Consider the following 21260-nt stretch of genomic DNA (forward strand, 5'->3'; position numbering starts at 1 on the left):
GGTGCGAAGGCGTGAGTCGTCCGGGCTCCGGGGGCCGGTCGATCAGGTCATGAGTGTGCGGAGGAAGGCGAGGCCTTCGGTGGCGAGGGCGTCCTGGGTCGGGGCGAGGGGGCGCCAGACGGAGGCAGCGGTGGCGATGGTCGTGTTGTCGGCGGTGAAGGACTCGATCACGAGCGGGCCGCGGTAGCCCACGTCACGGACGGCCGCGGCGAAGCCCGGCCAGTCGAAATGGTCACCGCCGGGGGCGCCGCGGTCGGTTCCGCACACCTGCAGGTGCTCGATCCTGGCGCCCGCCAGCCGGACGGCCCTGGAGGGATCCTTCTCCTCGATGTTCATGTGGTAGGTGTCGAGGGCGAGCCCGCAGTCCTCCGGAAGGGCTTCGAGCGCCTGCTCGACGGTGTTGACGACGCTGGTCTCGTACCGGTTGAGCGGTTCGACGCCGATCCGGATCCCGCGTTCGGCCGCGTAGGCGACGACCGGTTCGAGGTGCTCCCTCAGCTCGGTGTAGAGCGCGCGCCGCTCGTCCCGGCTCATCGGCCACGCCCGGCCGACGGAGGCGTAGGCGGGTCCGCTGACCGCCGGGGCGCCCACGGCCACCGCCACGTCCACGCAGTGCCGCAGGTAGTCCTGGGTCTCCTGGACGCACCGGGGCGAGGCGCCGACGAGCTCGCGTCCCGGTGGCATCGTCAGGACGACGGACGCGCCGAGGCCCAGCCCGTCCAGGAGGGCCGCCGCCCTGCCCGGGTCCCAGTCGCCGGGGTGCTCGACCGGCAGCTCCACGACGTCGAATCCCCATGCGGCGATCCGCGGCGCGAGGGCGGCCAGGGCCTCGTCGGTGAGCGGTGAGACCCAGACCCACGTGTTGACGCCGATCACGACGTACCGCCCCACTTCTCGGGGTAGCCGGGCAGGTCCTCACAGCCGCACAGGGCGTAGTGCAGCGGCGGCATGCCGGGCTTGAGGTAGGTGGCGAGGTTCTCCTGGGTGATCGTCGGTTGCGGGAGGTTCCAGGCCTTGGGCACCGGCTCACCCTTGAGGATCTTGAGCGCCGCGATGACGGGGGTGCGCCACTGGTAGGTCGGGTAGGTCGGGGCGATGGCGGTCAGCTTCGCGTCGTTCCACTTCTTCAGGAAGTCCTGCTGGTCCTCGCCGTTGATCGGCGGCACCGGCAGGCCCGCGTCCTCGAACGCCTCGACGGCGGCGACCGCGGTGGCGCCCGCGTCCATCCACACTCCGTCGATCCTGCCGTGACGCTGGATGTAGTCGCTGACGATGCTCTTGGTCCTGGCGGCGTCGCCGTCGGTGAACTCCACGCCGACGACGTCGAGGTCGCTCTTGTCGAACGCGACCTTCGCGGCCGACCACCGGGTCTCCAGCACGTCCACGCCGGGCAGGATGCGCAGCGCGAGGATCTTCCCGCCGGGCGGCACCTTGCCGATGAGGAACTCGGCCGCCTCGGCGCCGAAGGCGTAGCCGCCGATCGGCTTGATGAAGGTGACCGGGCAGTCGGTCCGGACCCCCCGGTCGAACACGATGACGGGCACCTTCGCGCACGCCGCGGACACCGCGGGGGTCAGCGTCGCGGTCGTGTTGGGTGAGACGATCAGCACGTCGCAGCCCTTGTCCTGCAGCTCGGCGATGTCGGAGATCTGCTTGTCGTCCTTGCCCTCGGCGTCCAGCGCGGTCAGGCGCCCGATCTCCTCGTGCAGGGCGGCCTCCGCCTGCATGGTCTTCCAGCCGACCTGCCGCCAGGGGTTGTCGACGGCGGCGTTGGAGAAGCACACGTGGTACGGCGGGGCCTTCTTGTACCTCGTGGTGTCGACGAGCCGCGGGGCGATGCTCTGCTCCCACGGCCTGGCCGGCGAACCGGACGGCCGCGCGCGGCGCATCGCCATCTGGGCGTCGTAGTCGGCCCGCACGAAGAACTTCGACTGCGCTCCGGTGCCCCTGTCGTCCCGCGGGCCGCCGGACCCGGCCGGCGCGGCGGAGGCGGAGGGCGGGGGCCGGTCGCTGGTGCACGCGGCCGCCGGCAGTGTCAGCACGGCCAGCGCGGCGGAGGCGAGGAGCCGCCGCGGAGTTGAACGCATGGTGTTCCTTCCATCAGGAGGCGGCCGCGGCTCTCCCGCGCGGCAGGCTCATGCCGCCCAGCGCCACCGCGGCGATGATGATCACACCCTGTACGGCCGGCTCCAGCGCCCCCGAGACGCCGTACAGGTTGAGCAGGGTGAACAGCGCCTCCAGGGTGAAGGCGCCCGCCATCGCGGCGACGACGGAGCCACGGCCGCCCCCGAGGGCCACACCGCCCAGCACCACAGCGGTGATGGCCTGGAACTCCAGCCCCTGGCCGACCTGCGCGGACACTCCGGCGAAGCCGCCCAGCAGGATCGCGGCGACCGCCGCGGACAGCCCGGAGACCATGAACGCCACCGTCCGCACCCGGGCGACGTGGACTCCGGACAGAGCCGCGGCCCGGTCGTTGTCGCCCGCCGCGATGAGCGTGTGGCCGAAGCCGGCGCGCATCGCGCAGATCGCGCCGGCCGCCACCGCGACCAGGACCAGGACCGACCAGGGCACCGGGCCGAGACTTCCCCGGCCCAGCTCCCGGAACTGCGGGGGCAGCGCGCCCCGGGGGGCGCCTCCCGTCCACAGGAAGATCGCCCCGGACAGGATCAGCAGCATGCCGAGTGTCGAGATGAACGACGGGACCCGCAGCAGCGTGGTGACGACCCCGTTGACCAGCCCGACGAGCAGCCCGAGCACGACCAGCAGTGCCAGCACGGGCCAGGTCGCCTCCGCGGAGCCGTCGAGCAGCCGGGCGGCGACCACCACCTCGGCGGTGACGAGCGAGCCGACCGACAGGTCGTACTCACCGGACACGATGACGAAGTACTGCCCGGCCGCGAGGATCACCAGCGGCGCGGCCCTCTTGACGAAGGCGAGGAGGGCGGCCGGCGCCAGGAAGTTCGGCTGGGCCACGGCGATCACCGCCAGCAGCCCGGCCAGCACCACGAGGATCGGCAGTGCGCGTCTCATGCGGTCCGCCTCCGCGCGTGGATGGCCAAGGCCGCCACCAGGACCACGCCCCGCACGACGTCCTTGGCGAACGAGTCGACCTCCAGCTGGTTGAAGATGCTGTCCAGGACGGCCAGGAGCAGGACCCCGCCGACGGTCCCGGCGACCCCGCCGCGGCCACCGGCCAGAGCCGTCCCGCCGATCACGACCGCGGCGATCGACTCCAGGTCGTATCCGCCGTCGGTCCCGACCGTCGGCGCGCCGGCTCCGAGCCGGGAGGCGAGCAGCAGCCCCGCGATCCCCGCGCAGAGCGAGCAGAGCACGTGGGCGGCGACCACGACCCGCTCGCCACGGACTCCCGACAGCCGCGCGACCTCGGCGTCCCCGCCCACCGCGTAGATGCGGCATCCGAGGCGCGTCCGGCTGAGCAGGAACCACGCGGAGGCCGCGACCGCGGCCCACAGCAGCGCCGACACCGGCAGTGGCCCGACGCGGTCGTACCCGAGGTGCTGGAAGGACTCGGGCACGCTGCCCGCCGGCCCGTCGTACCGATCGTCCAGCACCCCTCTGATGACGAGCGCGACGCCGAGCGTGGCGATGAAGGCGTGCACCCGGAGCCTCGTGACGATCAGGCCGTTCACCAGTCCGGCCGTCGCGCTCACCGCCAGCACCGCCGCCACGGCGACCGGAACGCCCGCGTCGGCGCCCCCCATGGTCTCGGCCGCGACGAGTGTGGTGAGGCTGATCAGGTAGGCCACCGAGAGGTCGAGGCTCCCTGCCAGGATCACCAGTGTCTGACCGACCGCGACGATGCCCAGCGCGGCCGATCGCTGCTGGATGCCGACGATGTTCTCCTGGCTGAGGAACCGGCCGCCGTCCAGGGCGAACAGCAGCCAGCCCACGACGATGAGCAGGGCCAGCGCCACGTAGACGGCGCGCGCGGGCCGGTCGGCCGACAGCCGCCGCAGGAACGAGCCCACGGCCGGGAGGCGCCGCAGGTCCAGCTGCTGGGTCACGACGCGGCCGCCAGGCGCATCACGCTCTCCTCGGTGGAGCCGGCGGGCAGTGCTCCGGCGATGCGGCCGTCCCGCAGCACCACGATGCGGTCGCTCATGCCGATGAGCTCGGGAAGCTCGGAGGAGATCATCAGGACGGCCGTCCCGTCGCGGGCGAGTTCGCGCGTCAGTTCGTGGATGGCGGCCTTGGCGCCGACGTCGACGCCACGGGTGGGCTCGTCCAGCAGCAGGACGCGCGGCGCGGCCGCCACCCACCTGGCCAGCACGACCTTCTGCTGGTTGCCTCCGGACAGCAGCCGGACCTCCTGCGTGGGCCGGAGCGGACCGAGCCCCACCCGCTCCAGCAGCCGCTCGATCCCGGGCCGGCGCATCCGGGTGGCGCGGGTGACGAGCAGGGCGTTGTCGCGCACCGGCTGGTTCAGCAGGAGTCCCTCCGCCTTGCGGTCCTCGGTGACCAGGCCGATCCCCGCGGCGATCCCCTCGCGGACCGAACAGGGACGGCAGGGCGTCATCTCACCGCTGGTGAAGGGGGCCGCACCGAACAGCGCCTTGGCCAGCTCGGTGCGGCCGGAGCCCTGCAACCCGGCCAGCCCGACGATCTCCCCGGCGCGCAGGTCGAGGTCTATGCCGCGCAGTCTGGCATTGCCGCCGCCGCGTACGCTCAGCTTCACCGGTCCGGGCGGTTCCGCCGCACGGGGAGGGTAGTAGGAGTCCAGCTCCCTGCCGATCATGAGGCGGACCAGGGTCGGGGCGTCCATGGTCGACGCGTCCGCGGTGGTGACCCGGGAGCCGTCCTTGAGCACGGTGATCCGGTCGGCGAGATCGAGGATCTCGCGGAGCCGGTGTGAGACGTACAGGATCGCGATGCCGCGCGAGGCGAGCCGCCGTACCAGCGTGTGGAGCAGTTCCGCCTCGTGCTCGGCCAGGGCGGCCGTCGGTTCGTCCATCACCACGATGCGGGCGTTCAGCGACAGCGCCTTGGCGATCTCGACGACCTGCCGGCGCGCGACCGGGAGCCGGCGGACGAGATCGCGCGGCCCGAACGACTCCTCGCCGACGGAGTCCAGCAGCTCAGCGGTCGCCGACTCCATCGCGGCCCGGTCGACGAGCCCGCGTCGGACGGGTTCGCGCCCGAGGAAGACGTTCTCGGCCACCGTCCGCTCCGGCAGCAGGCTGAGCTCCTGGTGCATGATCGCCACCCCGGCCCGCTGCGCCTGGACCGGGTGCCCGAAGACCACGGTGCGACCGTCGATCTCCACGCTGCCCCCGTCCGGCGCGTGCGCGCCGGCGAGGATCTTCATGAGCGTCGACTTGCCCGCGCCGTTCTCGCCCACCACCGCGTGCACCTCGCCGGCGGACGCCTCCAGGTCGACTCCGTCGAGGACCCGGACGCCCTGGAAGCTCTTGGTGATGCCGGTCATCTTCAGCACGCAGTCGTGCACGGGATCTCCTAGCAGGGGGTCGGAATCCTGATTCGCGTTACTAATCGAATCGATTCGCCATGAAAGTAGATCTGCACGACATGGCTGTCAAGAATGCTTATCGAGGCATAGAGGTGACTGCTTTTCCGGCTCAGCGGAGGGGCTCTGCGCCGAATTGCGCCAAGAAATCGCAGTTCCGAGCGCCGGCCACCAATCTTCCGCCGTCTTCGAGCCGGCCAGAAGCAGGCGATCCCCTTTCCGAAGAAAGACCAGAATGAGTATGAAACTTTCAGGCGTGGGGTGAGCCGGCGTTCTCTGTGACGTCATGTGACTGATCGATTCGACCTACGATGCTGGGTGGGATGACCGGTGGAGGAGCGGGATGAACATCGGGGAGATCGCCAAGCGGTCGGGGGTGGCGCGCAGCACCGTCTCCTACGCCCTGAGCGGCAAGCGTCCGGTGTCGGAGACGACCCGCCGGCGCATCCAGGCGGTCATCGACGAGCTGGGCTACCAGCCCAACGCCAGCGCCAAGGCGCTCAAGGAGGGCAGGACCCGCACCATCGGGCTGGTCATCCCGCCGGCCGGCCGGCGCCTCACCGACATGCAGCTCGGCTTCGTCGCCAGCGTCGTCGACGCCGCCGCACGCGCCGACCTCGACGTCCTGCTGTCGCCCTCGGGAGGCGAGCACGACCGCTCGTTTGAGCGGATGGTCGGCGGCAGGCGCGTCGACGGCGTCATCCTCATGGAGATCCGGCTGGAGGACGACCGGGTCACCCGCCTGCGGCAGAGCGGCCTGCCGTTCGTCGGCATCGGCCGCACCGACCGCCCCGACGAGATGTCCTGGGTGGATCTCGACTACGAGACGTTGATCTCACGATGCGTGCATCACCTGGCCGACCTGGGCCATCGCCGCGTCGCCCTGGTCAACCGCGCCGGCGACCTGCTGGCCGCCGGGTACGGTCCGGCCCACCGGGCCCGGGCCGGTTTCCGGCGTGCCGTCGCGGAGCGCGGGATCGAAGGGGTGGAGGCGTGCTGCGCCGACGACGCCCGCGCCGGAGTGTCGTGCGTCGGTCAGCTCCTCGCGGACCATCCCGGCCTGACCGCCATCGCCACCGTCAACGAGGCGGCGATGCCGGGCATGTACCGCGCGATCGAAGGCGCGGGCCTGGCCGTACCAGCCGACTTCTCCATCGCCGGCGTCGCGGGCCGCCACTGGGCCGAGAACCTGCATCCGCCGCTCACCGCCGCCGACGTGCCCGCCGACGAGCTCGGCGCCCACGCCGTCGACCTGCTCGTCCGGTGCATCTCCGACCCCGCCGCTCATCACCGGCTTCTCCTCGCCCCGCCCATCTCCCTGCGCGGGACGACCGGACCCGCACGCCCGCGCCCATAGACGGACTCAGACGCGGCTCCACTTCTGGTTGGCGCCGCCGTTGCACGCCCAGATCTGCACCCTGGTGCCGTTGGCCGTGCCCGCCCCGCTGACGTCCAGGCACTTGTTCGCCCCGACCGCCGTGATGGTGCCGTCGGCGTTCAGGCGCCACCTCTGGTTGCTCTGGCCGTTGCAGTCCCAGACGATCACCGCGGCGCCGTCCGCCGTGCCCCCACCGCTCACATCCAGGCACTTGCCACCGGACGCCCGCAACTCACCGGCGCCCGTCGAGGTCCACTGCTGGTCCGGCTGCCCGCTGCAGTCCCAGATCCGCGCCTGCGCCCCGTTCGACGGAGAAACCCCGCCGACGTCCAGGCACCGCCCCGACCCCACCCCCTTCACCGCGCTCGTGCTGCCCGAAGGCGTGCCGGTCAGCTCCTTGACGCGGATGTTCCGGAACGACACCACGTCGCCGGACCCGTGGTTCTGGATGCCGACGTAGCCCTGCTGGAGCGAGCGGACCGGATCGGTGTTGGTGAAGTCGTTGATTCTCGTGCCGTTCAGGAACACCTGGAGCCGCTCACCCTCCACCAGCAGCTCGTAGGTGTTCCACTGACCCGGCGGGTTCAGCGCCGCGTCGCGGGCGGCGATGTCGGCGCTCCTGAAGCCGTAGATCGCCCCGGTCGTCCTGTCCGGGGTGTCGGTCGCGTCGATCTGCACCTCATATCCGGTGTTGAGCGCCGCGTCGGGGTCACTGGTGGCGGGGAACCCCACGATCACGCCGGAGTTGGAGTCGCCGGTCATCTTCCAGTCGAGCTTGAGGGAGTAGGAGCGGAGCTCCTTGGCGCTGTACCACAGCATGCCCATGCCGCCCTGGGAGGTCAGCGTGGCGTCGCTGTTGGCGAACGACCCCGGACCGGCCTGCGACCAGCCCGCCGTCGAGCCGTTGTACAACGTCGTGTATCCGGTCTCCGGGCGGCAGTCGGCGTTGGTGGCCTTGGCCGCGTACCGGATCCCGCCGAGCAGCAGCGCGCGGAAGTTCGGATCGGCGTACGACTCCTGGGTGTGCCCCAGGCCGGTGTAGAAGGCGCGGCCGGAGGACTGGGGGTGGCACCAGGTGATCGGATGGTCGCCCATGGTGCCGCCGCTGTAGCTCCCCTCGTCGAGGCTCTGCAGCACCCGGACGTTCGGCCGGGGGTTGGTGCGGTAGTTGTACCACTCGTCGGTACGTGACCAGGTCGCCCCCAGGTGGGCGGTCGCGGCGTGCGCCCGGTCCTCGGTCCGTACGGTGGCCTGCTGGATCGCCGGATGGTTGTTGAACCAGGCCCCCATCAGCTGCCCGTAGTACGGCCAGTTGTACTCGGTGTCCGCGGCCGCATGCACCCCCACGTAACCGCCCCCGCCGTCCACGTACGTCTGGAAGGCGGCCTGCTGGGTGTCGTTCAGCACGTCACCCGTGGTGCTGAGGAACACCACCGCTCTGTACTGGGCCAGGTTGGCCGTGCTGAAGGCGTTCGCGTCCTCGGTGGCGTCGACGGCGAAGCCGTCGGCCGTCCCCAGGTCGCGGATGGCCTGGATGCCGCTGGGGATCGAGTCGTGCCGGAACCCGGCGGTCCTGGAGAACACCAGCACCTTGACGGCGGCGGCCTGGGCGGGTAGGGCGGGGATCGTCGTCGCGACGGCCGCGATGAGCGCCATCGCGGTCACCGACAGCATCCGCGGCGCGGACCTCTTCCGGCCGCCCCGTTCGCCGCGTCCGCGCGCGCCGGGGGTCAGATGTCGCAGCATGCGTGTCCTTCCGTCACATCGGTGGGTGATCGTGGCGCGGTCGAGGACTCCGGCCTCAGACGCGGCTCCACTTCTGGTTGGCGCCGCCGTTGCACGCCCAGATCTGGACCTTGGTGCCGTTGGCGGTGCCCGCCCCGCTGACGTCCAGGCACTTGTTCGCCCCGACCGCCGTGATGGTGCCGTCGGTGTTCAGGCGCCATTTCTGGTTGTTCTGGCCGTTGCAGTCCCAGATGATCACCGCGGCGCCGTCCGCCGTGCCTGCGCCGCTCACATCCAGGCACTTGCCGCCGGACGTCCGCAACTCACCGGCGCTGGTGGAGGTCCACCGCTGGTTGGGCTGTCCGTTGCAGTCCCAGATCTGCGCCTGCGCGCCGTTCGTCTGGGAGGCGCCGGCGACGTCGAGACACCGGCCCGACCCCGCGCCCTTCAGCGCGCTGGTGTTCCCCGGGGGCGACGTGCCGGTGTCGAGGGTGAAGGCGTCGACGTCGAACAGGTAGCCCTGTCCGGTCGGTCCGCGGAAGACGAGGTACAGCGTCGTGGTTCCGGCCGGCGCGCCGGCGAGGGTCGCCGAGACGTCGGTGAAGGTGTCCCAGCCGCCGGTGCTCGCGACGTTCACCGTGCCCAGCAGCGTGCCCGTCGCCGAGCCCGCCCGCACCTCGATCCGGCCGCCGGCGCCCGCCGACGACACCCGAGCGGTGATCCCCGTCGCGTCGCCCAGGTTGTACGGCTGGAAGGAGATCCAGTCGCCGTCGTCGGTGAAGCCGACCGTCCTGCCGCCTTCGGCGGTGCCGTGGTCGGCCGTCTGGACGCCCTGCTGGGCGCCGAAGTGCTCGGCCTGCCGGTGGCGCGGCTGGAGCGTGCGGGCGCTGGTGGAGGTCAGGCCGCCCTTGTCGGTGTAGGAAGCCTCGAAGACGCCGTAGATGTTGGCCGCGGCGTCGTGCTCACCGTCGACCGGCACGGAGACGGAGCCCGAGCAGCCGGTCTTGGAGGTGATCTGGTGACGGTGGCTGTCGTGGCCGAGGAAGTAGGCGACGGTGACCTTGGCGCAGTCGATCGTGCCGTCCTCCGGGTCCGTGACGGTGACCTGGAAGGGCACGGTGTCCCCGAAGGAGAACAGCTGCCCGTCGGCCGGGGTGGTCAGCGTCACCGCCGGGGCGGTGTTGCCCACGGTCACGATCACGCTCGCGCTTCCGGTCAGCCCCTGTGGGTCGCGGACGGTGAGGGTGACGGTGTAGGCGCCGTTCGCGGTGTAGGTCTTGCTCGGGTTCGCCGCCGTGGACGTGGTGCCGTCGCCGAAGTTCCACGAGTACGTCAGCGCGCCGCCCTCCGGGTCGGAGCTGCCCGCCGAGGAGAAGTTCACCGTGAGCGGGGCCGGTCCGGAGGTCTTGTCGGCGGACGCCTTGGCGATCGGGTTGCGGTTGGCGGTGCCGATGTACTCGATGCGGTACAGCGCCTGGTTGTTGTTCCCGGTGCCGTAGTCCAGGACGTACAGGGCCCCGTCAGGGCCGAAGGCCATGTCCATCACCTGCGTCCCCGACCAGGGGAACGCCGAGATCTCCCCGTAGCCGCCGTCCGCCTTGACCTCGATCGCCTTGATCCAGCGCCGGCCGTACTCACCGGCGAAAAACCGCCCGTCGAGCGTCTGCGGGAACTTGACGGCCGAGTTCAGGTTGGGGTCGTAACGGTAGACCGGACCGCCCATCGGCGACTCCGACCCGGAGCCGAACTCCGGCGGGCTTCCCGAGTCACCCGCGTACTTGATCCACGCCGGCTTCGCCGGAGGCAGCGTGGTCAGGCCGGTGTTACGGAAGGAGTTGTTGGTCGGGCCGCCCGCGCAGTCGTACTTCGGACCGGTGCTGTTGGTGGCGAAGTTCCACTCGTTGTAGGTCTCGCTGGTGGTGTTCGTGCCCGTGCAGTACGGCCATCCGTAGTTGCCCGGACCGGTGATGCGGTCGAACTCCACCTGCCCGCTCGGCCCCCGGTTGGGGTCGGTGACACCCGCGTCCGGCCCGTAGTCGCCGAGGTAGACGACGCCGGTCGCCTTGTCGACGCTCATCCGGAACGGGTTGCGTAAGCCCATCGCGTAGATCTCCGGCCGGGTCTTCGCCGTCCCCGGCGGGAACAGGTTGCCGCTGGGGATCGTGTAGGTGCCGTCGGGCTGCGGTTTGATGCGCAGGAGCTTGCCGCGCAGGTCGTTGGTGTTGGCGGCGGTGCGCTGGACGTCGTACTGCGGGTTGCGGTTGGTCCGCTCGTCCAGCGGGGCGTACCCGCTCGACTCGAACGGGTTGCTGTCGTCGCCGGTGGTCAGATAGAGGTTTCCGGCGGCGTCGAAGTCGAGGTCCCCGCCCACGTGACAGCAGAGGCCGCGGTCGTTCTGGACCCGCAGGACCACCTTCTCGCTGGCCAGGTCGAGGGTATCGTCCGGCTTGAGGGTGAACCGGGACAGGTACAGCTCGCCCTTCCACTGGTCGAACTGGGCCTGCGTGCCGGTGCTCGGCGCATCCCCGTTCGGCGTGCTCAGCCGCGGCGAGTAGTAGAGCCATATGTACCGGTTCGACGCGAAGTCGGGGTCCACCGCGACACCCTGCAGACCCTCCTCGTCGTGACTGTAGACGTTGAGTTTGGCGGCCACCTTGGTGTTGCCGTTGACATCGGTGATGCGCACCGTGCCGTCGCGCGCCGTGTGCACCACCGACCGGTTCGGCATCACGGCCAGCGACATCGCCTCACCCAGCTCCGCGCCTCCTGACGCGAGAGACACCTGCTGGTAGTCGGACGCCGGGATGACGATGGCGTTCGCCGGGGCGGTGCCGAGCGCGAGCGCTCCGGGAATGAGCAGCGCCATCGTGGTGAGCAAGGTTGGCCATGGACGTCGGAACATGAGTGTTCCCTCCTGCAAGTGGGTACCGGGGGCACGTCGTCAGACGCGGGCCCACTTCTGGTTGGTGCCGCCGGTGCAGGTCCAGATCTGCACCTTGCTGCCGTTGGCGGTGCCTGCGCCGCTGACGTCCAGGCACTTGTTCGCTCCTACCGCCGTGATCGTGCCGTCCGCGTTGATGCGCCACTGCTGGTTGCTCTGGCCGTTGCAGTCCCAGATGATCACACTGGTGCCGTCCGCCGTGCCGGCCCCGTTCACGTCCAGGCACTTGCCGCCGTAGACCCGCAGCTCACCCGAACCGGTCGAGGTCCACTGCTGGTTGTTCTGGCCGTTGCAGTCCCAGATCTGCGCCTGCGCGCCGTTGGACTGCGAGGCGCCGCTGACGTCCAGGCACCGGCCGGAGCCCGTACCCTTGAGCGCGCTCGTCGTGCTCCCAGAAGGCTGGCCCTGGGGACCGGCGGAGGCCATCACGGCCTGGGCACCCGCCGGCCAGGCGCCGTTGGTGACGGTGACGTTGTTGTTCACCACATTGCCGCGGTCGCCGTTGGTCACGTTGGTGCTGCCATTGGTCGACCAGTTGCCGGTGACGGTGAAGTTCCCCATGTTCTCGCCACCCCAGTAGTTGGCGGTGGCCCAGGTGCCGGTGTTGGTGAGCACGTTGCCGGTGACGGTGTAGTACTTGGAGCCCTCGTCGAAGTAGATCCCGAACCAGCCGTTGGTCCGCAGGCAGTGGTTGCCGCTGATCACCGCGTTCGGGTTCCACGACAGCGTGTAGATGCAGCCCCCGTCGGTCATCTGCTGCATGACGTCATGCACGTAGTTGCCGGTGAGCTTGTTGCCGGACGCGGTGGTGGGAGTGGTGTAGCGCGGCTGGTAGTCGTACAGGCCGCGGTTGGCGTAGTTGTTGCTGCCGCCCGGCTCGTTGGCGCCCCAGCCGAATCCGATCGACATGCCGGTGTACGGCAGGTTGTAGACCTCGTTGTGTGACACGTCGGTGCCGGTGACGTAGGTGGTCAGGACCGAGACGATGCCCCGGTAGTCCAGGCCGAGGTCGTGGATGCGGTTGTTGCTGACCGTGATGTTCCGGTTGACCATCCGCTGGTCGCCGGGGTGGTGCGCGTCGGCGCGCACGCCGCCGGCCACGATGCCGCCGGCCGAGCCGCGGGCGATCTCGGACCGGGTGACCGTGATGTCGCTGGCGCCCAGGCCGACCCCGCTGGCGTGCGCGTTGGCGTCGTTGCCGATGCCCACGGCCGTCTGGCCGAGGTTGACGAACTGGGAGTCGGTGAAGGTGATGTGGTGGGCCGCGGACACCTGTACGGCCGCCGGCATCTGATACCAGTTCGGCCGCGCGGCCTCGAACTGCCGGCAGCCCTCCTGGCAGGAGGTCAGCCTGTCGGCGGGCCAGTTCCAGTTACCCGCGATGTAGGCGCCGGTCTGCTGGTCCGCGTAGCCCTGGTTGCTGCTGGGGCCGAGCCAGGTCGTGCCGGTGAACGTGATCCCGCTGAACGCGATGTGGTGCGCGGGCGCGTCGTAGGTGCCTCCGACGTTCACCAGGGACTGGAGAACCGGCAGCTCGACGCTGACGCTGCTCATGTTCTGCCCGGCCGCCGGGATGTAGGACAGGACGCCGGTCCCGGGGTTGATGTGCCACTCCCCCGGCGCGTCCAGGAACTCGTAGGCGTTCTCCAGGTACAGCGGGCCCGCCCGGTGCGGCTTCGTGAAGGTGTCGTACCCGAAGGTGTTGTTGTTCCAGCCGGGCTGCTGCATCGTGATGAAGTTCCCGCTGATGCTCTGCACCGTGACGTAGCGGTCGGTGAACGAGCCCACGCTCTCCAGCTCGACGCGGTTCTGGTCGGCCAGGTTGTTCAGATAGCTCAGCGCGCTGTCGCCGAACCTCAGGCCGGTGCTGGTCGCGGTGAAGTCGGCCCGGTTCACCTGGGTGCGGGCACGCGTGGCGAGCGCGCCGTTGACGTACAGCTGCCGGGTGTCGATCCCGGCGCCGACGGCGGCCCGCCAGATGTTCCTCCCGGGGTCGGCCAGTGACCATCCGGTGACCGCCCGGGCCCCGCTGATGACGGGACGAGCGCCCGGCGCGGCCTGCCAGGTGACGGTGTGGCCGTTGTTCCCGGAGTCGGCGGCGGTCAGCCGGAGCGGCGCGGAGAGCCGGTACACCCCGTCGGCGAGCTCGACGACGATGTCGCCGGACATGGCGCCGTTCAGCGACCGCACCGCCGTCTGCGCGGCGGACAGCGAGCAAGGCTGGGCGGAGGCGCAGGCGGTGCCGGTGCCGGAGGGTGACGCGTACAGGGTGGTGGTGGCCGCGAGGGCCGAGGTGGCCGGGACGACGAGGGCCGACGCCACGGCCGGCACCGCGGCGAGGAGGCCGGTCAGGAGCGGTCTCAGTGCCCGGAAGGGCGAGGATGACGGCACGGTGGGTCCTCTGGGGGTGGAGGGGTGCTCGGGTCGCGATCCAGCCGCGGAGGGTCCGGAAAGGAGCGCGTGCCCCGGACCTCGCCCCCTATTACGATCTCGGCGCCGGTACCCGTCAAGTCCTTAAGCCCACTTATTCCGCCCCTTGCACATCATCATCTGGCCACCGTGAGCCATTTCGTCCTGCTGACCAGCGATAATTCCTGCGGGTGTGGCATTTCGCGTCGAGCATTCACGCATGAATCATTCATATGTGTCGTACTGATCCGGCGCCGGGCTCAACCCCCCGATCGGCGACCCCGATCGGTCGTACTCTTGCGGGGGACGGCGAGGAAGGAGCACGGTGACCGACACCCCGCGGGAGAGCGGATACCGGCCGGGCTACGAGGTGGCCGCGGAGCAGTTGCTGGAGCTGATCGTCCGGCTCCGCCTTCACCCGGGAGACCGTCTGCCGACCGAGAACGAGCTGGCCCGGCAGCTGGGCACCAGCCGCACCGTCGTCCGTGAGGCGGTGAAGATCCTCTCCGCGCTCGGCCGGGTGCGCGCCCAGAAGGGCCGCGGCCTGTACGTGGCCGACGACGAGGGGATGCTGGGCACCGGGCGCTGGGCGTCCTTCTTCCTCCCCACCGACCTGGACCACGTCTACATGCTGTTCGAGTTCCGCCGCACGCAGGAGATGGAGACCAGCCGGCAGGCCGCCCGCCGCGCCACCCCGGCGGAGCTGAGGGCCATCGAGGACGCGGCCGCCCTGTGCCGCCATGGCTTCGAGACGGGACGCGAGGACCTGTTCAACGAGGGCGACGACGCTTTCCACATCGCCATCGCCACGGCCGCGCACAACATGTTCCTCCAGATCGCCGTACAGGAGGCCCGGCGGCTGCAGGCCCAGTCCAGCCTCATCGGGCTGCGCGGCTCGGTGGGCGGGCACGCCGCCGAGGCCGTCGAGGAACACGAGGCGATCTACCGGGCCATCCGCGCCGGTGACTCCGAAGCGGCCGCCGAGGCCGCCGCCAGGCACATCGACAACACCCTCGACGACTATCGCCGGGAGATCCGGCAGCGCCTGTTCTCCTCCCGCTGACCCGGCCGCCCCGCGCCCGATGAACGTTTCATCGAGGCCTGGCCGGGCGGAGCACGGCCCGGGCCGATGGCAGCCACCGCAGGACCCCGCGCGGAGCGCCTGTCGAGCGAGACCTTGACAGGCGCTCCGCCGTTCGTGTGTGCTCCGCCGTACATCCGCTGTCTCCGTCCTCGGCCGGCCCCGTGCCCTGTCGAACCGATTCGCACGAGCGGCCCTCACCTCCAAGGAGTACGCCCATGCGACCTCCCTCCGCTCCCTTACCGGGCCGGCCGCCGCGGGTGCGGCGCCGCCGGGCGGCCGTCGCGACTGTCGCGGCGGTGCTCGGGGCGCTCGTGGCCACAGGCTTGACCTGGTCGCTGCCGGCCTCGGCGGCGACCGCGCCCCTGGTGGGCGTGGGATCGGGCCGGTGTCTCGACGTCGCCGGCGCCTCCCAGACGAACGGCGCGCAGGCGCAGATCTGGGACTGCAACGGACAGCCCAACCAGCAGTGGACCGCCACGAGCGCCGGTGAGCTGCGCGTGTACGGCGGCAAGTGCCTGGACGTCAACGGCGCCGCCACCGCCGACGGCACCACGGTGATCATCTGGGACTGCAACGGCCAGAACAACCAGAAATGGCGCCTCAACACCGACGGCACCATCACGGCGGTCGGCGCGAACAAGTGCCTGGACGTCAGCGGGGCGGGCACCGCCAACGGCGCCAAGGTTCAGATCTGGACCTGCCACGGCGGCGCCAACCAGCAGTGGACCACCGGAGCCGGGCCCAGCCCGACGCCGACGCCGACGCCGACCCCGCCGCCGCCCGGCGCGCGCCCGTGCGACATCTACGCCTCGGGCGGCACACCGTGCGTGGCGGCGCACAGCACGACCCGGGCGCTCTACGGCTCCTACAGCGGCAACCTGTACCAGGTCAGGCGCTCCTCCGACAGCACGACCCGCGTCGTCGGCGTCCTGAGCGCGGGCGGCGTCGCCGACGCCGCGGCGCAGGACTCCTTCTGCGCCGGCACCACGTGCGTCGTCACGGTCGTCTACGACCAGTCCGGGCGGGGCAACGACCTGTGGTACCAGGGCTCCAGCGTGGTCCCCGGCTCCTCCCAGAGCAGGCCCGCCATCGCGACCAGCGAGTCGCTCACCGTCGGCGGCGGCAAGGCCTACTCCCTCTACATCAACCCCGGCAACAGCTACTGGCGGGACGGCCACCTGACCGGCGTTCCCACGGGCAGCGCACCGGAGGGCATGTACATGGTGACCAGCGGCACCCACGTCAACGGCGGCTGCTGCTTCGACTACGGCAACAGCGAGACCACCAGGAAGGCCGACGCCGCCGGCGCCATGGACGCCATCAACTTCAGCACCCAATGCTGGTTCGGCGGCTGCCAGGGAGGCGGCCCCTGGGTCCAGGCCGACCTGGAATGGGGTCTGTATCCCGGCGGCAGCCAGTCCTGGAACCCCGGCCAGCGGGCCTTCCCCCACAAGTTCGTCACCGCCACGCTGAAGAACAACGGCACGTCGCGGTTCGCCATGAAGGGGAGCAACGCCCAGTCCGGCGGCCTGGCCACCCTGTACGACGGCCCGCTCCCCAACGGCTACAGCCCGATGAAGAAGCAGGGGGCCATCATCCTGGGCAGCGGCGGCGACTGCTGCAAGCCCGGCGGCGGCGCCAACCTCAGCGCGGGCACCTTCTACGAAGGGGCCATGGTCGCCGGCTACCCGACCGACGCCGTGGAGAACGCCGTGCAGGCCGACGTCGTCGCCGCCGGATACCGCTGACCGGTCCCGGGACGGCAGCACCGGGCCACGGGTGCGGGGCGGCGCCGGGCGCGTCAGTCGCGGACGGCGCCGTCCCGTCCCGGTGACGGCTCGGGCCGGAAGCCGTCGGCCACCGCCAGCAGCCGTCGTCCGGCGTGCTCCGGCCGGATGTGGGGGCCCTCGGCGGCCCCGGCGTCCGGCCGCCGGGTGTACGCGCCGATCACCTGCTCGTCGAGGGTGACGCCGAGACCCGGCGTGTCCCCGAGGACGAAGGCGCCGTCCTCGACGTGCAGGTCGAGCGACACTCCGAGCGGCGGGTGGAGATCCTGAAGCTCGCTGGCCAGGTGGTTCGGCACTGACGTCGCGGCGTGCAGCAACGCGAGCGGCGTGGTGCCGATCGGGCTGACCGGCAGGTCGTGGGCCTGCGCCAGGGCGGACACCCGCAGGAAGTGGGACACCCCCCACACCACGGCCGTCTGCACGATGTCGACGGCCCCCGCGGCCAGCAGCGGACGGAACTGCTCAAGACCGGTGAGGTTCTCCCCCGTCGCGACCGACGCGCGGACGCCGCGGCCGACGGCGGCCAGTCCTTCGGCGTCCCATCGCCGGACCGGCTCCTCGATCCAGGTGAGATCCAGGGTGCGCTCCAGCTCGCAGACGTGCCGGACCGCCTGCTTGCGCGTCCACGCCTCGTTCACGTCCAGCATGAGCCCCGGCCGCGCTCCGTTCCCGGCCTCGGTCAGGACGTCGCGTACCAGCGTCAGGCGGCGCCGGTCGCGTTCGATGTCGAGGCCGCCCTTGATCTTGGCCGCGCGCAGACCGCGCTCGGCGTAGGTCCGGTAGACCGAGACGAGTTCGTCGTCGGTCAGCGCGATGTCCAGGCCCGAGGCGTAGGCGGGCACCGTCCTGTCGCGTCCGCCCAGCAGGCGCCAGAGCGGTTCACCGGCCGCCTGTGCCTTGATGTCCCACAGCGCGGTGTCGAGCGCGCCGATCGTGCCGAACACGGCTCCCGCGTGCCCCGCCTTGAAGGTCTGCCGCAGCATGCGATCGTAGAGCGCCGTCACGCCGCGCGGATCCTCGCCCTCGATCGCGGGGAACACGGCGCCGATCTGGACGTGCGGCCCGAGGCCGACGCCGGTGATCCCCTCGTCGGTGTCGACCATGACGATCGGCACCGGGACGGCCCCGTCGGCGAAGACGCCGTTGGCGTCACCGACCGGGCGGCCCCATCGCTGGACCGTCGTCGCGGTCCGATACCCCGTGATCCGCATGTCAGCCCTTCGTGGAACCGGCGGTGACGCCTTCGGCGATCTGGCGCTGGAGGAACAGGTAGAGCAGCAGCACGGGCGCCGCCGCGATCAGGACTCCCGAGGCGAAGGTGGGGATGTCGTCGGAGTACTGTCCGCGCAGCGCGTTGACCCCGATCATGAGGGTGCGATGCTCGGGCGACGGCATCATCAGCAGGGAGATGAGCACGTCGTTCCAGCAGAACAGCATGTCGAGGATGCCGACCGACAGCAGCGCCGGCACGCCCAGCGGCAGCATGATCCGCCGGTACACGCCGTAAACCGTGTTCCCGTCGATCCTGGCCGCGTCGACGATCTCCGGCGGGATGGTCCTGTAGTGGCTCGCCATGAGGAAGACGGTGAACGGGAGGAACTGCGCCACGTAGGCCAGGATCAGTCCCGGATAGGTGTCGACGAGACCGGTGTCCGCCATGATCCTGGTGAGCGGCACCATGATCACCTGGAACGGGATGAACAGTCCCGCGAGACAGCCCAGGTAGATCACCGAAGAGCCGCGGAACCGCAGCCGGCTCAGCGCGAAACCCGCCATCGAGCCCAGCAGCAACAGCAGGGCCACGGCGAACGCCACGACGACGAAGGAGTTGGCGAAGTACCGCGCCATTCCGGCGCCGGCCCACGCCTGCGCGATGTTGTCCCAGCGCGGGGAGCCCGCCGGGGCGAACCGGTCGAGGACGTAGTCGCGCCGGGTCTTCATCGCGACGTTGGCCGTGAACACGAGCGGATAGATCGTCACCAGCGCGAGGACGGCCATCGGAACCGCGGCCACCCACCTGGCCAGACGCATGCCCGGCATCAGTCCAGCCTCCCCGTGCGGCGGAGCAGGGTGATCTGCGCGAGCCCCACCACGAGCATGACGACGAAGAGGACCGTCGACGCGGCCGAGGCGAGCGCCGGCCGGTTCAGCTGTCCCTGCTGGTGCCAGATGTAGTACTCCGGCAGGTAGGTCGATCCCTCCGGGCCGCCGTTGGTCATGACGAAGAGCAGGCCGAACATGGACGTCAGCATCCCGATCATCGTGGTCACGAAGACGAACTGGATGGTGCGCGTCAGGCCGGGGACGATCACGTGCCTGACGACCTGGCGGAGCGACGCGCCGTCCACGCGGGCGGCGTCCAGCAGCGACGCGTCCAGGGTGCTGAATCCGGCGAGGAACACCACCAGGGCCATCCCGAACGTCGCCCATACGTGCACGCCGACGACCGTGAACATGGCGGTGCCCGGATCGCCGAGCCAGTCGACCGGGCCGACGCCGATCATCCCGAGGGCGGCGTTCAACGGCCCGTCGAATCCGAGCATGAGGGTGACGATCGCACCGACGATCACCGGCGAGAGCACGGCCGGGAAGAAGTAGACGGCGCGGTAGACGCGGTGCCCCGGCACGCGCAGGTAGATGAAGGTCGCGAGCAGGCCGGGGATCGCCACCGCCACGGGCAGCAGCAGCACCAGCAGCCCGACGTTGCGCAGCGAGGTGCGGAACAACGGGTCGCCGGCCAGCTCCAGGTAGTTGCTCAGACCGACCGGGGTCCCGTTCGACGCGCCGTCACCCGTGAACGAGTAGTTCACCCCGAGGACGAGCGGCCACAGCCGCAGCGTCACGAGGATCAGCACGGCCGGGGCCACCAGGACGTAGGGCGCGAGGCGTTCGGCGCGCGCCCCACGGGAGGTGCGCCCGGCGCCCGTACGGGCGGCCCCGGGGCGGCCCTCCCGCCGCGTCGTCGTGCCACCGGCTCGTCCGGGGCCGGCCGGGCGGACCGACGGCGACGTACCTCGCATCGGCACGCGATCAGCTCGCCCGGTCGGCGGCCGCCAACTGCTTCACGGCCTTGTCGACGGTGGTGGACCCGCTCAGGAGCTGCTGCGACAGTCTCCCCATCAGATCCAGCGTCTTGGAGGACAGCGCGACGTGCAGGGCGGGCCTGCCGGTCCTGATCTCGGGCACGATCGCGGCGACGGCCGGGCCGGCCCGCGAGACGTCGATCGTCGTGTCGGACGCGATCGCGCCGGCCGAGGCGGAGAACGCGGTCAGGGCGTCGGCCGAGGTCAGGGAGCGCACCAGGTCCGCGGCCAGCCGCGGGTCCTTCGTCCACCTGGCGACCGCGTAGCCGATGCCGCCGTCGTACGGAAGGCTCGGGGTGGCTCCGCCGGTCACGACGGGGGCGGTCATGACGCCGATCTTGTCGGGGGGCAGGAACTCGCCGAAGTCCTTCCAGTGCCCGACGTCCGACATCAGCCCGATGACGTGGGCGGCCCTGCCGCTCTCGAAGACTCTGAAGACGTCCGTGAACATCGCGGTGGAGTTGGCGCCGGCGCTGTTCAGCCCCTTGTCGCCGGCGTCCTTCCACAGCTCGAAGATCCGTCTCACGTGGGGAGAGGTCCAGTCGCGCTTCCCCGCGATCCAGTCGCCGTACTCCTGCGGCGTCAGGATGCCGGAGCCGAGGCCGGACATGAAGAACTGGATCCCGAAGCCTTCCTTGTTGCCGAGCGCGAGGCACGCGGCCCCGGTCGCCTTCTTGACGGCGGAGCAGGCGCGGACGAACTCGTCCCATGTCCTGGGCGGGTTCGCCGGATCGAGACCGGCCTTCTCGTAGAGCGTCTTGTTGTAGTAGATCGGGTGCCCCTGCAGGGTCACCGGCGCGGCGTAGGTCCTGCCGTCCTTGGTGAACGCGTCCCAGCCCGCCAACCGGCTCCTGTCCTGGGCCACGTACGGGTCCAGCGGGAGGAGCGCGTCGGCCCGGTCGCGGATCTGCCCGCCCCCGTTGAACAGCATGACGTCGGGCCCCTTGCGGGACTGGGCGGCCGTGCCCAGCAGGGTGTAGTACTGGTCGAACGGCTGGGCGACGAACTCGACGGTGACGCCGGGATGCCGCTCGGCGAAGTCGGCCTTGACCTTCTCGACGTACGTGGCGGCCGCCGGCTCACCGGACTTCCAATCCCAGACCACGAGCTTCTGCTGCCCCTGCTGGGAGTTCCCGGACGGGGATCCCGTCCGGGCCGCGCTTCCGCAGCCGGCCAGGGCCAGTCCAGCGGCCATCACGGCCGAGCACAACACGCGTCGTTTCATCAGTGCTCACCTTCCGAGAGCGGCCGAGGGGCCCGCCATCGCGACGCGCTGAAACGTAACTCGTATGACGTCTTACGTCAACGCTGGACCCGTATACTGACGCGGTGGCCCGCTCCTCGCGAGGCCACCGGAGGGGAAGA

At 70.8% G+C, this 21260-nt stretch carries 15 protein-coding genes; 3 read left to right on the forward strand and 12 right to left on the reverse strand.

Annotated elements, in window-relative coordinates; all coding sequences use genetic code 11:
- Nucleotides 1-42: 42 nt before the first annotated feature.
- From HD595_RS00050 to HD595_RS00070, 5 genes are read right to left on the reverse strand one after another with little or no spacing between them, the layout of a single operon-like run.
- Nucleotides 43-876, reverse strand: coding sequence for a sugar phosphate isomerase/epimerase family protein (locus HD595_RS00050; protein WP_253764869.1), 834 nt, complete (start codon nucleotides 874-876; stop codon nucleotides 43-45).
- Nucleotides 873-2087, reverse strand: coding sequence for a substrate-binding domain-containing protein (locus HD595_RS00055; protein ID WP_253764870.1), 1215 nt, complete (start codon nucleotides 2085-2087; stop codon nucleotides 873-875). Before HD595_RS00055 ends, HD595_RS00050 begins: the two co-directional genes overlap by 4 nt.
- Nucleotides 2088-2100: 13 nt before the next feature.
- Nucleotides 2101-3033: an ABC transporter permease gene (locus HD595_RS00060; RefSeq protein ID WP_253764871.1), complete on the reverse strand. Its 933-nt coding sequence runs from the start codon at nucleotides 3031-3033 to the stop codon at nucleotides 2101-2103.
- Complete coding sequence (locus HD595_RS00065) at nucleotides 3030-4028, reverse strand: ABC transporter permease (protein ID WP_253764872.1); 999 nt, start codon at nucleotides 4026-4028, stop codon at nucleotides 3030-3032. The genes HD595_RS00060 and HD595_RS00065 overlap by 4 nt, the downstream gene beginning before the upstream one ends.
- Nucleotides 4025-5470 (reverse strand): sugar ABC transporter ATP-binding protein, encoded by a 1446-nt coding sequence (locus HD595_RS00070; protein WP_420540677.1) that lies wholly within the window; start codon nucleotides 5468-5470, stop codon nucleotides 4025-4027. The genes HD595_RS00065 and HD595_RS00070 overlap by 4 nt, the downstream gene beginning before the upstream one ends.
- A 361-nt stretch (nucleotides 5471-5831) precedes the next feature.
- Between HD595_RS00070 and HD595_RS00075 the strand changes: the two genes are divergently transcribed.
- Nucleotides 5832-6845, forward strand: a complete 1014-nt coding sequence (locus HD595_RS00075) for a LacI family DNA-binding transcriptional regulator (protein ID WP_253764873.1) — start codon at nucleotides 5832-5834, stop codon at nucleotides 6843-6845.
- Between the two features lie 6 nt (nucleotides 6846-6851).
- Here the strand turns inward: HD595_RS00075 and HD595_RS00080 are convergent, their stop codons facing one another.
- The 3 genes from HD595_RS00080 to HD595_RS46525 are packed head-to-tail and all read right to left on the reverse strand — an operon-like array spanning nucleotide 6852 to nucleotide 13923.
- On the reverse strand, nucleotides 6852-8612 hold the full coding sequence (locus tag HD595_RS00080; protein ID WP_253764874.1) for a ThuA domain-containing protein: 1761 nt from the start codon (nucleotides 8610-8612) through the stop codon (nucleotides 6852-6854).
- 55 nt (nucleotides 8613-8667) lie between these two features.
- The gene (locus HD595_RS00085; RefSeq protein WP_253764875.1) at nucleotides 8668-11493 is read right to left on the reverse strand and encodes a lectin; all 2826 of its coding nucleotides are present in this window, start codon (nucleotides 11491-11493) and stop codon (nucleotides 8668-8670) included.
- 39 nt (nucleotides 11494-11532) lie between these two features.
- Nucleotides 11533-13923 carry a ricin-type beta-trefoil lectin domain protein gene (locus HD595_RS46525; RefSeq protein WP_253764876.1) on the reverse strand — a complete coding sequence of 797 codons (2391 nt, stop codon included), beginning with the start codon at nucleotides 13921-13923 and terminating at the stop codon, nucleotides 11533-11535.
- A 343-nt stretch (nucleotides 13924-14266) separates the two neighbouring features.
- Here HD595_RS46525 and HD595_RS46530 point away from each other — a divergent pair, with 343 nt between their 5' ends.
- Both HD595_RS46530 and HD595_RS00100 read left to right on the forward strand, forming a co-directional pair.
- On the forward strand, nucleotides 14267-15004 hold the full coding sequence (locus tag HD595_RS46530; RefSeq protein WP_253764877.1) for a FadR/GntR family transcriptional regulator: 738 nt from the start codon (nucleotides 14267-14269) through the stop codon (nucleotides 15002-15004).
- Nucleotides 15005-15240: 236 nt separating this feature from the next.
- Complete coding sequence (locus tag HD595_RS00100; RefSeq protein ID WP_253764878.1) at nucleotides 15241-16773, forward strand: arabinofuranosidase catalytic domain-containing protein; 1533 nt, start codon at nucleotides 15241-15243, stop codon at nucleotides 16771-16773.
- A 53-nt stretch (nucleotides 16774-16826) separates the two neighbouring features.
- On the opposite strand, the gene HD595_RS00105 is transcribed toward HD595_RS00100, so the two are convergent.
- Genes HD595_RS00105 through HD595_RS00120 form a run of 4 tightly spaced genes read right to left on the reverse strand, consistent with a single transcriptional unit; the run spans nucleotide 16827 to nucleotide 21120 of the window.
- Nucleotides 16827-18023: a mandelate racemase/muconate lactonizing enzyme family protein gene (locus tag HD595_RS00105; protein WP_253764879.1), complete on the reverse strand. Its 1197-nt coding sequence runs from the start codon at nucleotides 18021-18023 to the stop codon at nucleotides 16827-16829.
- Nucleotide 18024: 1 nt separating this feature from the next.
- Nucleotides 18025-18852: a carbohydrate ABC transporter permease gene (locus HD595_RS00110; protein ID WP_253764880.1), complete on the reverse strand. Its 828-nt coding sequence runs from the start codon at nucleotides 18850-18852 to the stop codon at nucleotides 18025-18027.
- Complete coding sequence (locus HD595_RS00115; RefSeq protein WP_253764881.1) at nucleotides 18852-19832, reverse strand: carbohydrate ABC transporter permease; 981 nt, start codon at nucleotides 19830-19832, stop codon at nucleotides 18852-18854. Before HD595_RS00115 ends, HD595_RS00110 begins: the two co-directional genes overlap by 1 nt.
- A gap of 10 nt (nucleotides 19833-19842) precedes the next feature.
- On the reverse strand, nucleotides 19843-21120 hold the full coding sequence (locus HD595_RS00120) for an ABC transporter substrate-binding protein (protein WP_253764882.1): 1278 nt from the start codon (nucleotides 21118-21120) through the stop codon (nucleotides 19843-19845).
- Between the last annotated feature and the right edge of the window lie 140 nt (nucleotides 21121-21260).

This window comes from Nonomuraea roseoviolacea subsp. carminata, from assembly GCF_024172185.1.
Taxonomy (GTDB): Bacteria; Actinomycetota; Actinomycetes; order Streptosporangiales; family Streptosporangiaceae; genus Nonomuraea; species Nonomuraea roseoviolacea.

Coding starts and splice junctions, on each gene's coding strand:
- HD595_RS00075 (WP_253764873.1), top strand. CDS start 5,832: ATGAACATCGGGGAGATCGCCAAGCGGTCGGGGGTGGCGCGCAGCACC.
- HD595_RS00110 (WP_253764880.1), bottom strand. CDS start 18,852: ATGCCGGGCATGCGTCTGGCCAGGTGGGTGGCCGCGGTTCCGATGGCC.
- HD595_RS00060 (WP_253764871.1), bottom strand. CDS start 3,033: ATGAGACGCGCACTGCCGATCCTCGTGGTGCTGGCCGGGCTGCTGGCG.
- HD595_RS00105 (WP_253764879.1), bottom strand. CDS start 18,023: ATGCGGATCACGGGGTATCGGACCGCGACGACGGTCCAGCGATGGGGC.
- HD595_RS00055 (WP_253764870.1), bottom strand. CDS start 2,087: ATGCGTTCAACTCCGCGGCGGCTCCTCGCCTCCGCCGCGCTGGCCGTG.
- HD595_RS00080 (WP_253764874.1), bottom strand. CDS start 8,612: ATGCTGCGACATCTGACCCCCGGCGCGCGCGGACGCGGCGAACGGGGC.
- HD595_RS00100 (WP_253764878.1), top strand. CDS start 15,241: ATGCGACCTCCCTCCGCTCCCTTACCGGGCCGGCCGCCGCGGGTGCGG.
- HD595_RS00120 (WP_253764882.1), bottom strand. CDS start 21,120: ATGAAACGACGCGTGTTGTGCTCGGCCGTGATGGCCGCTGGACTGGCC.
- HD595_RS00085 (WP_253764875.1), bottom strand. CDS start 11,493: ATGTTCCGACGTCCATGGCCAACCTTGCTCACCACGATGGCGCTGCTC.
- HD595_RS00115 (WP_253764881.1), bottom strand. CDS start 19,832: ATGCGAGGTACGTCGCCGTCGGTCCGCCCGGCCGGCCCCGGACGAGCC.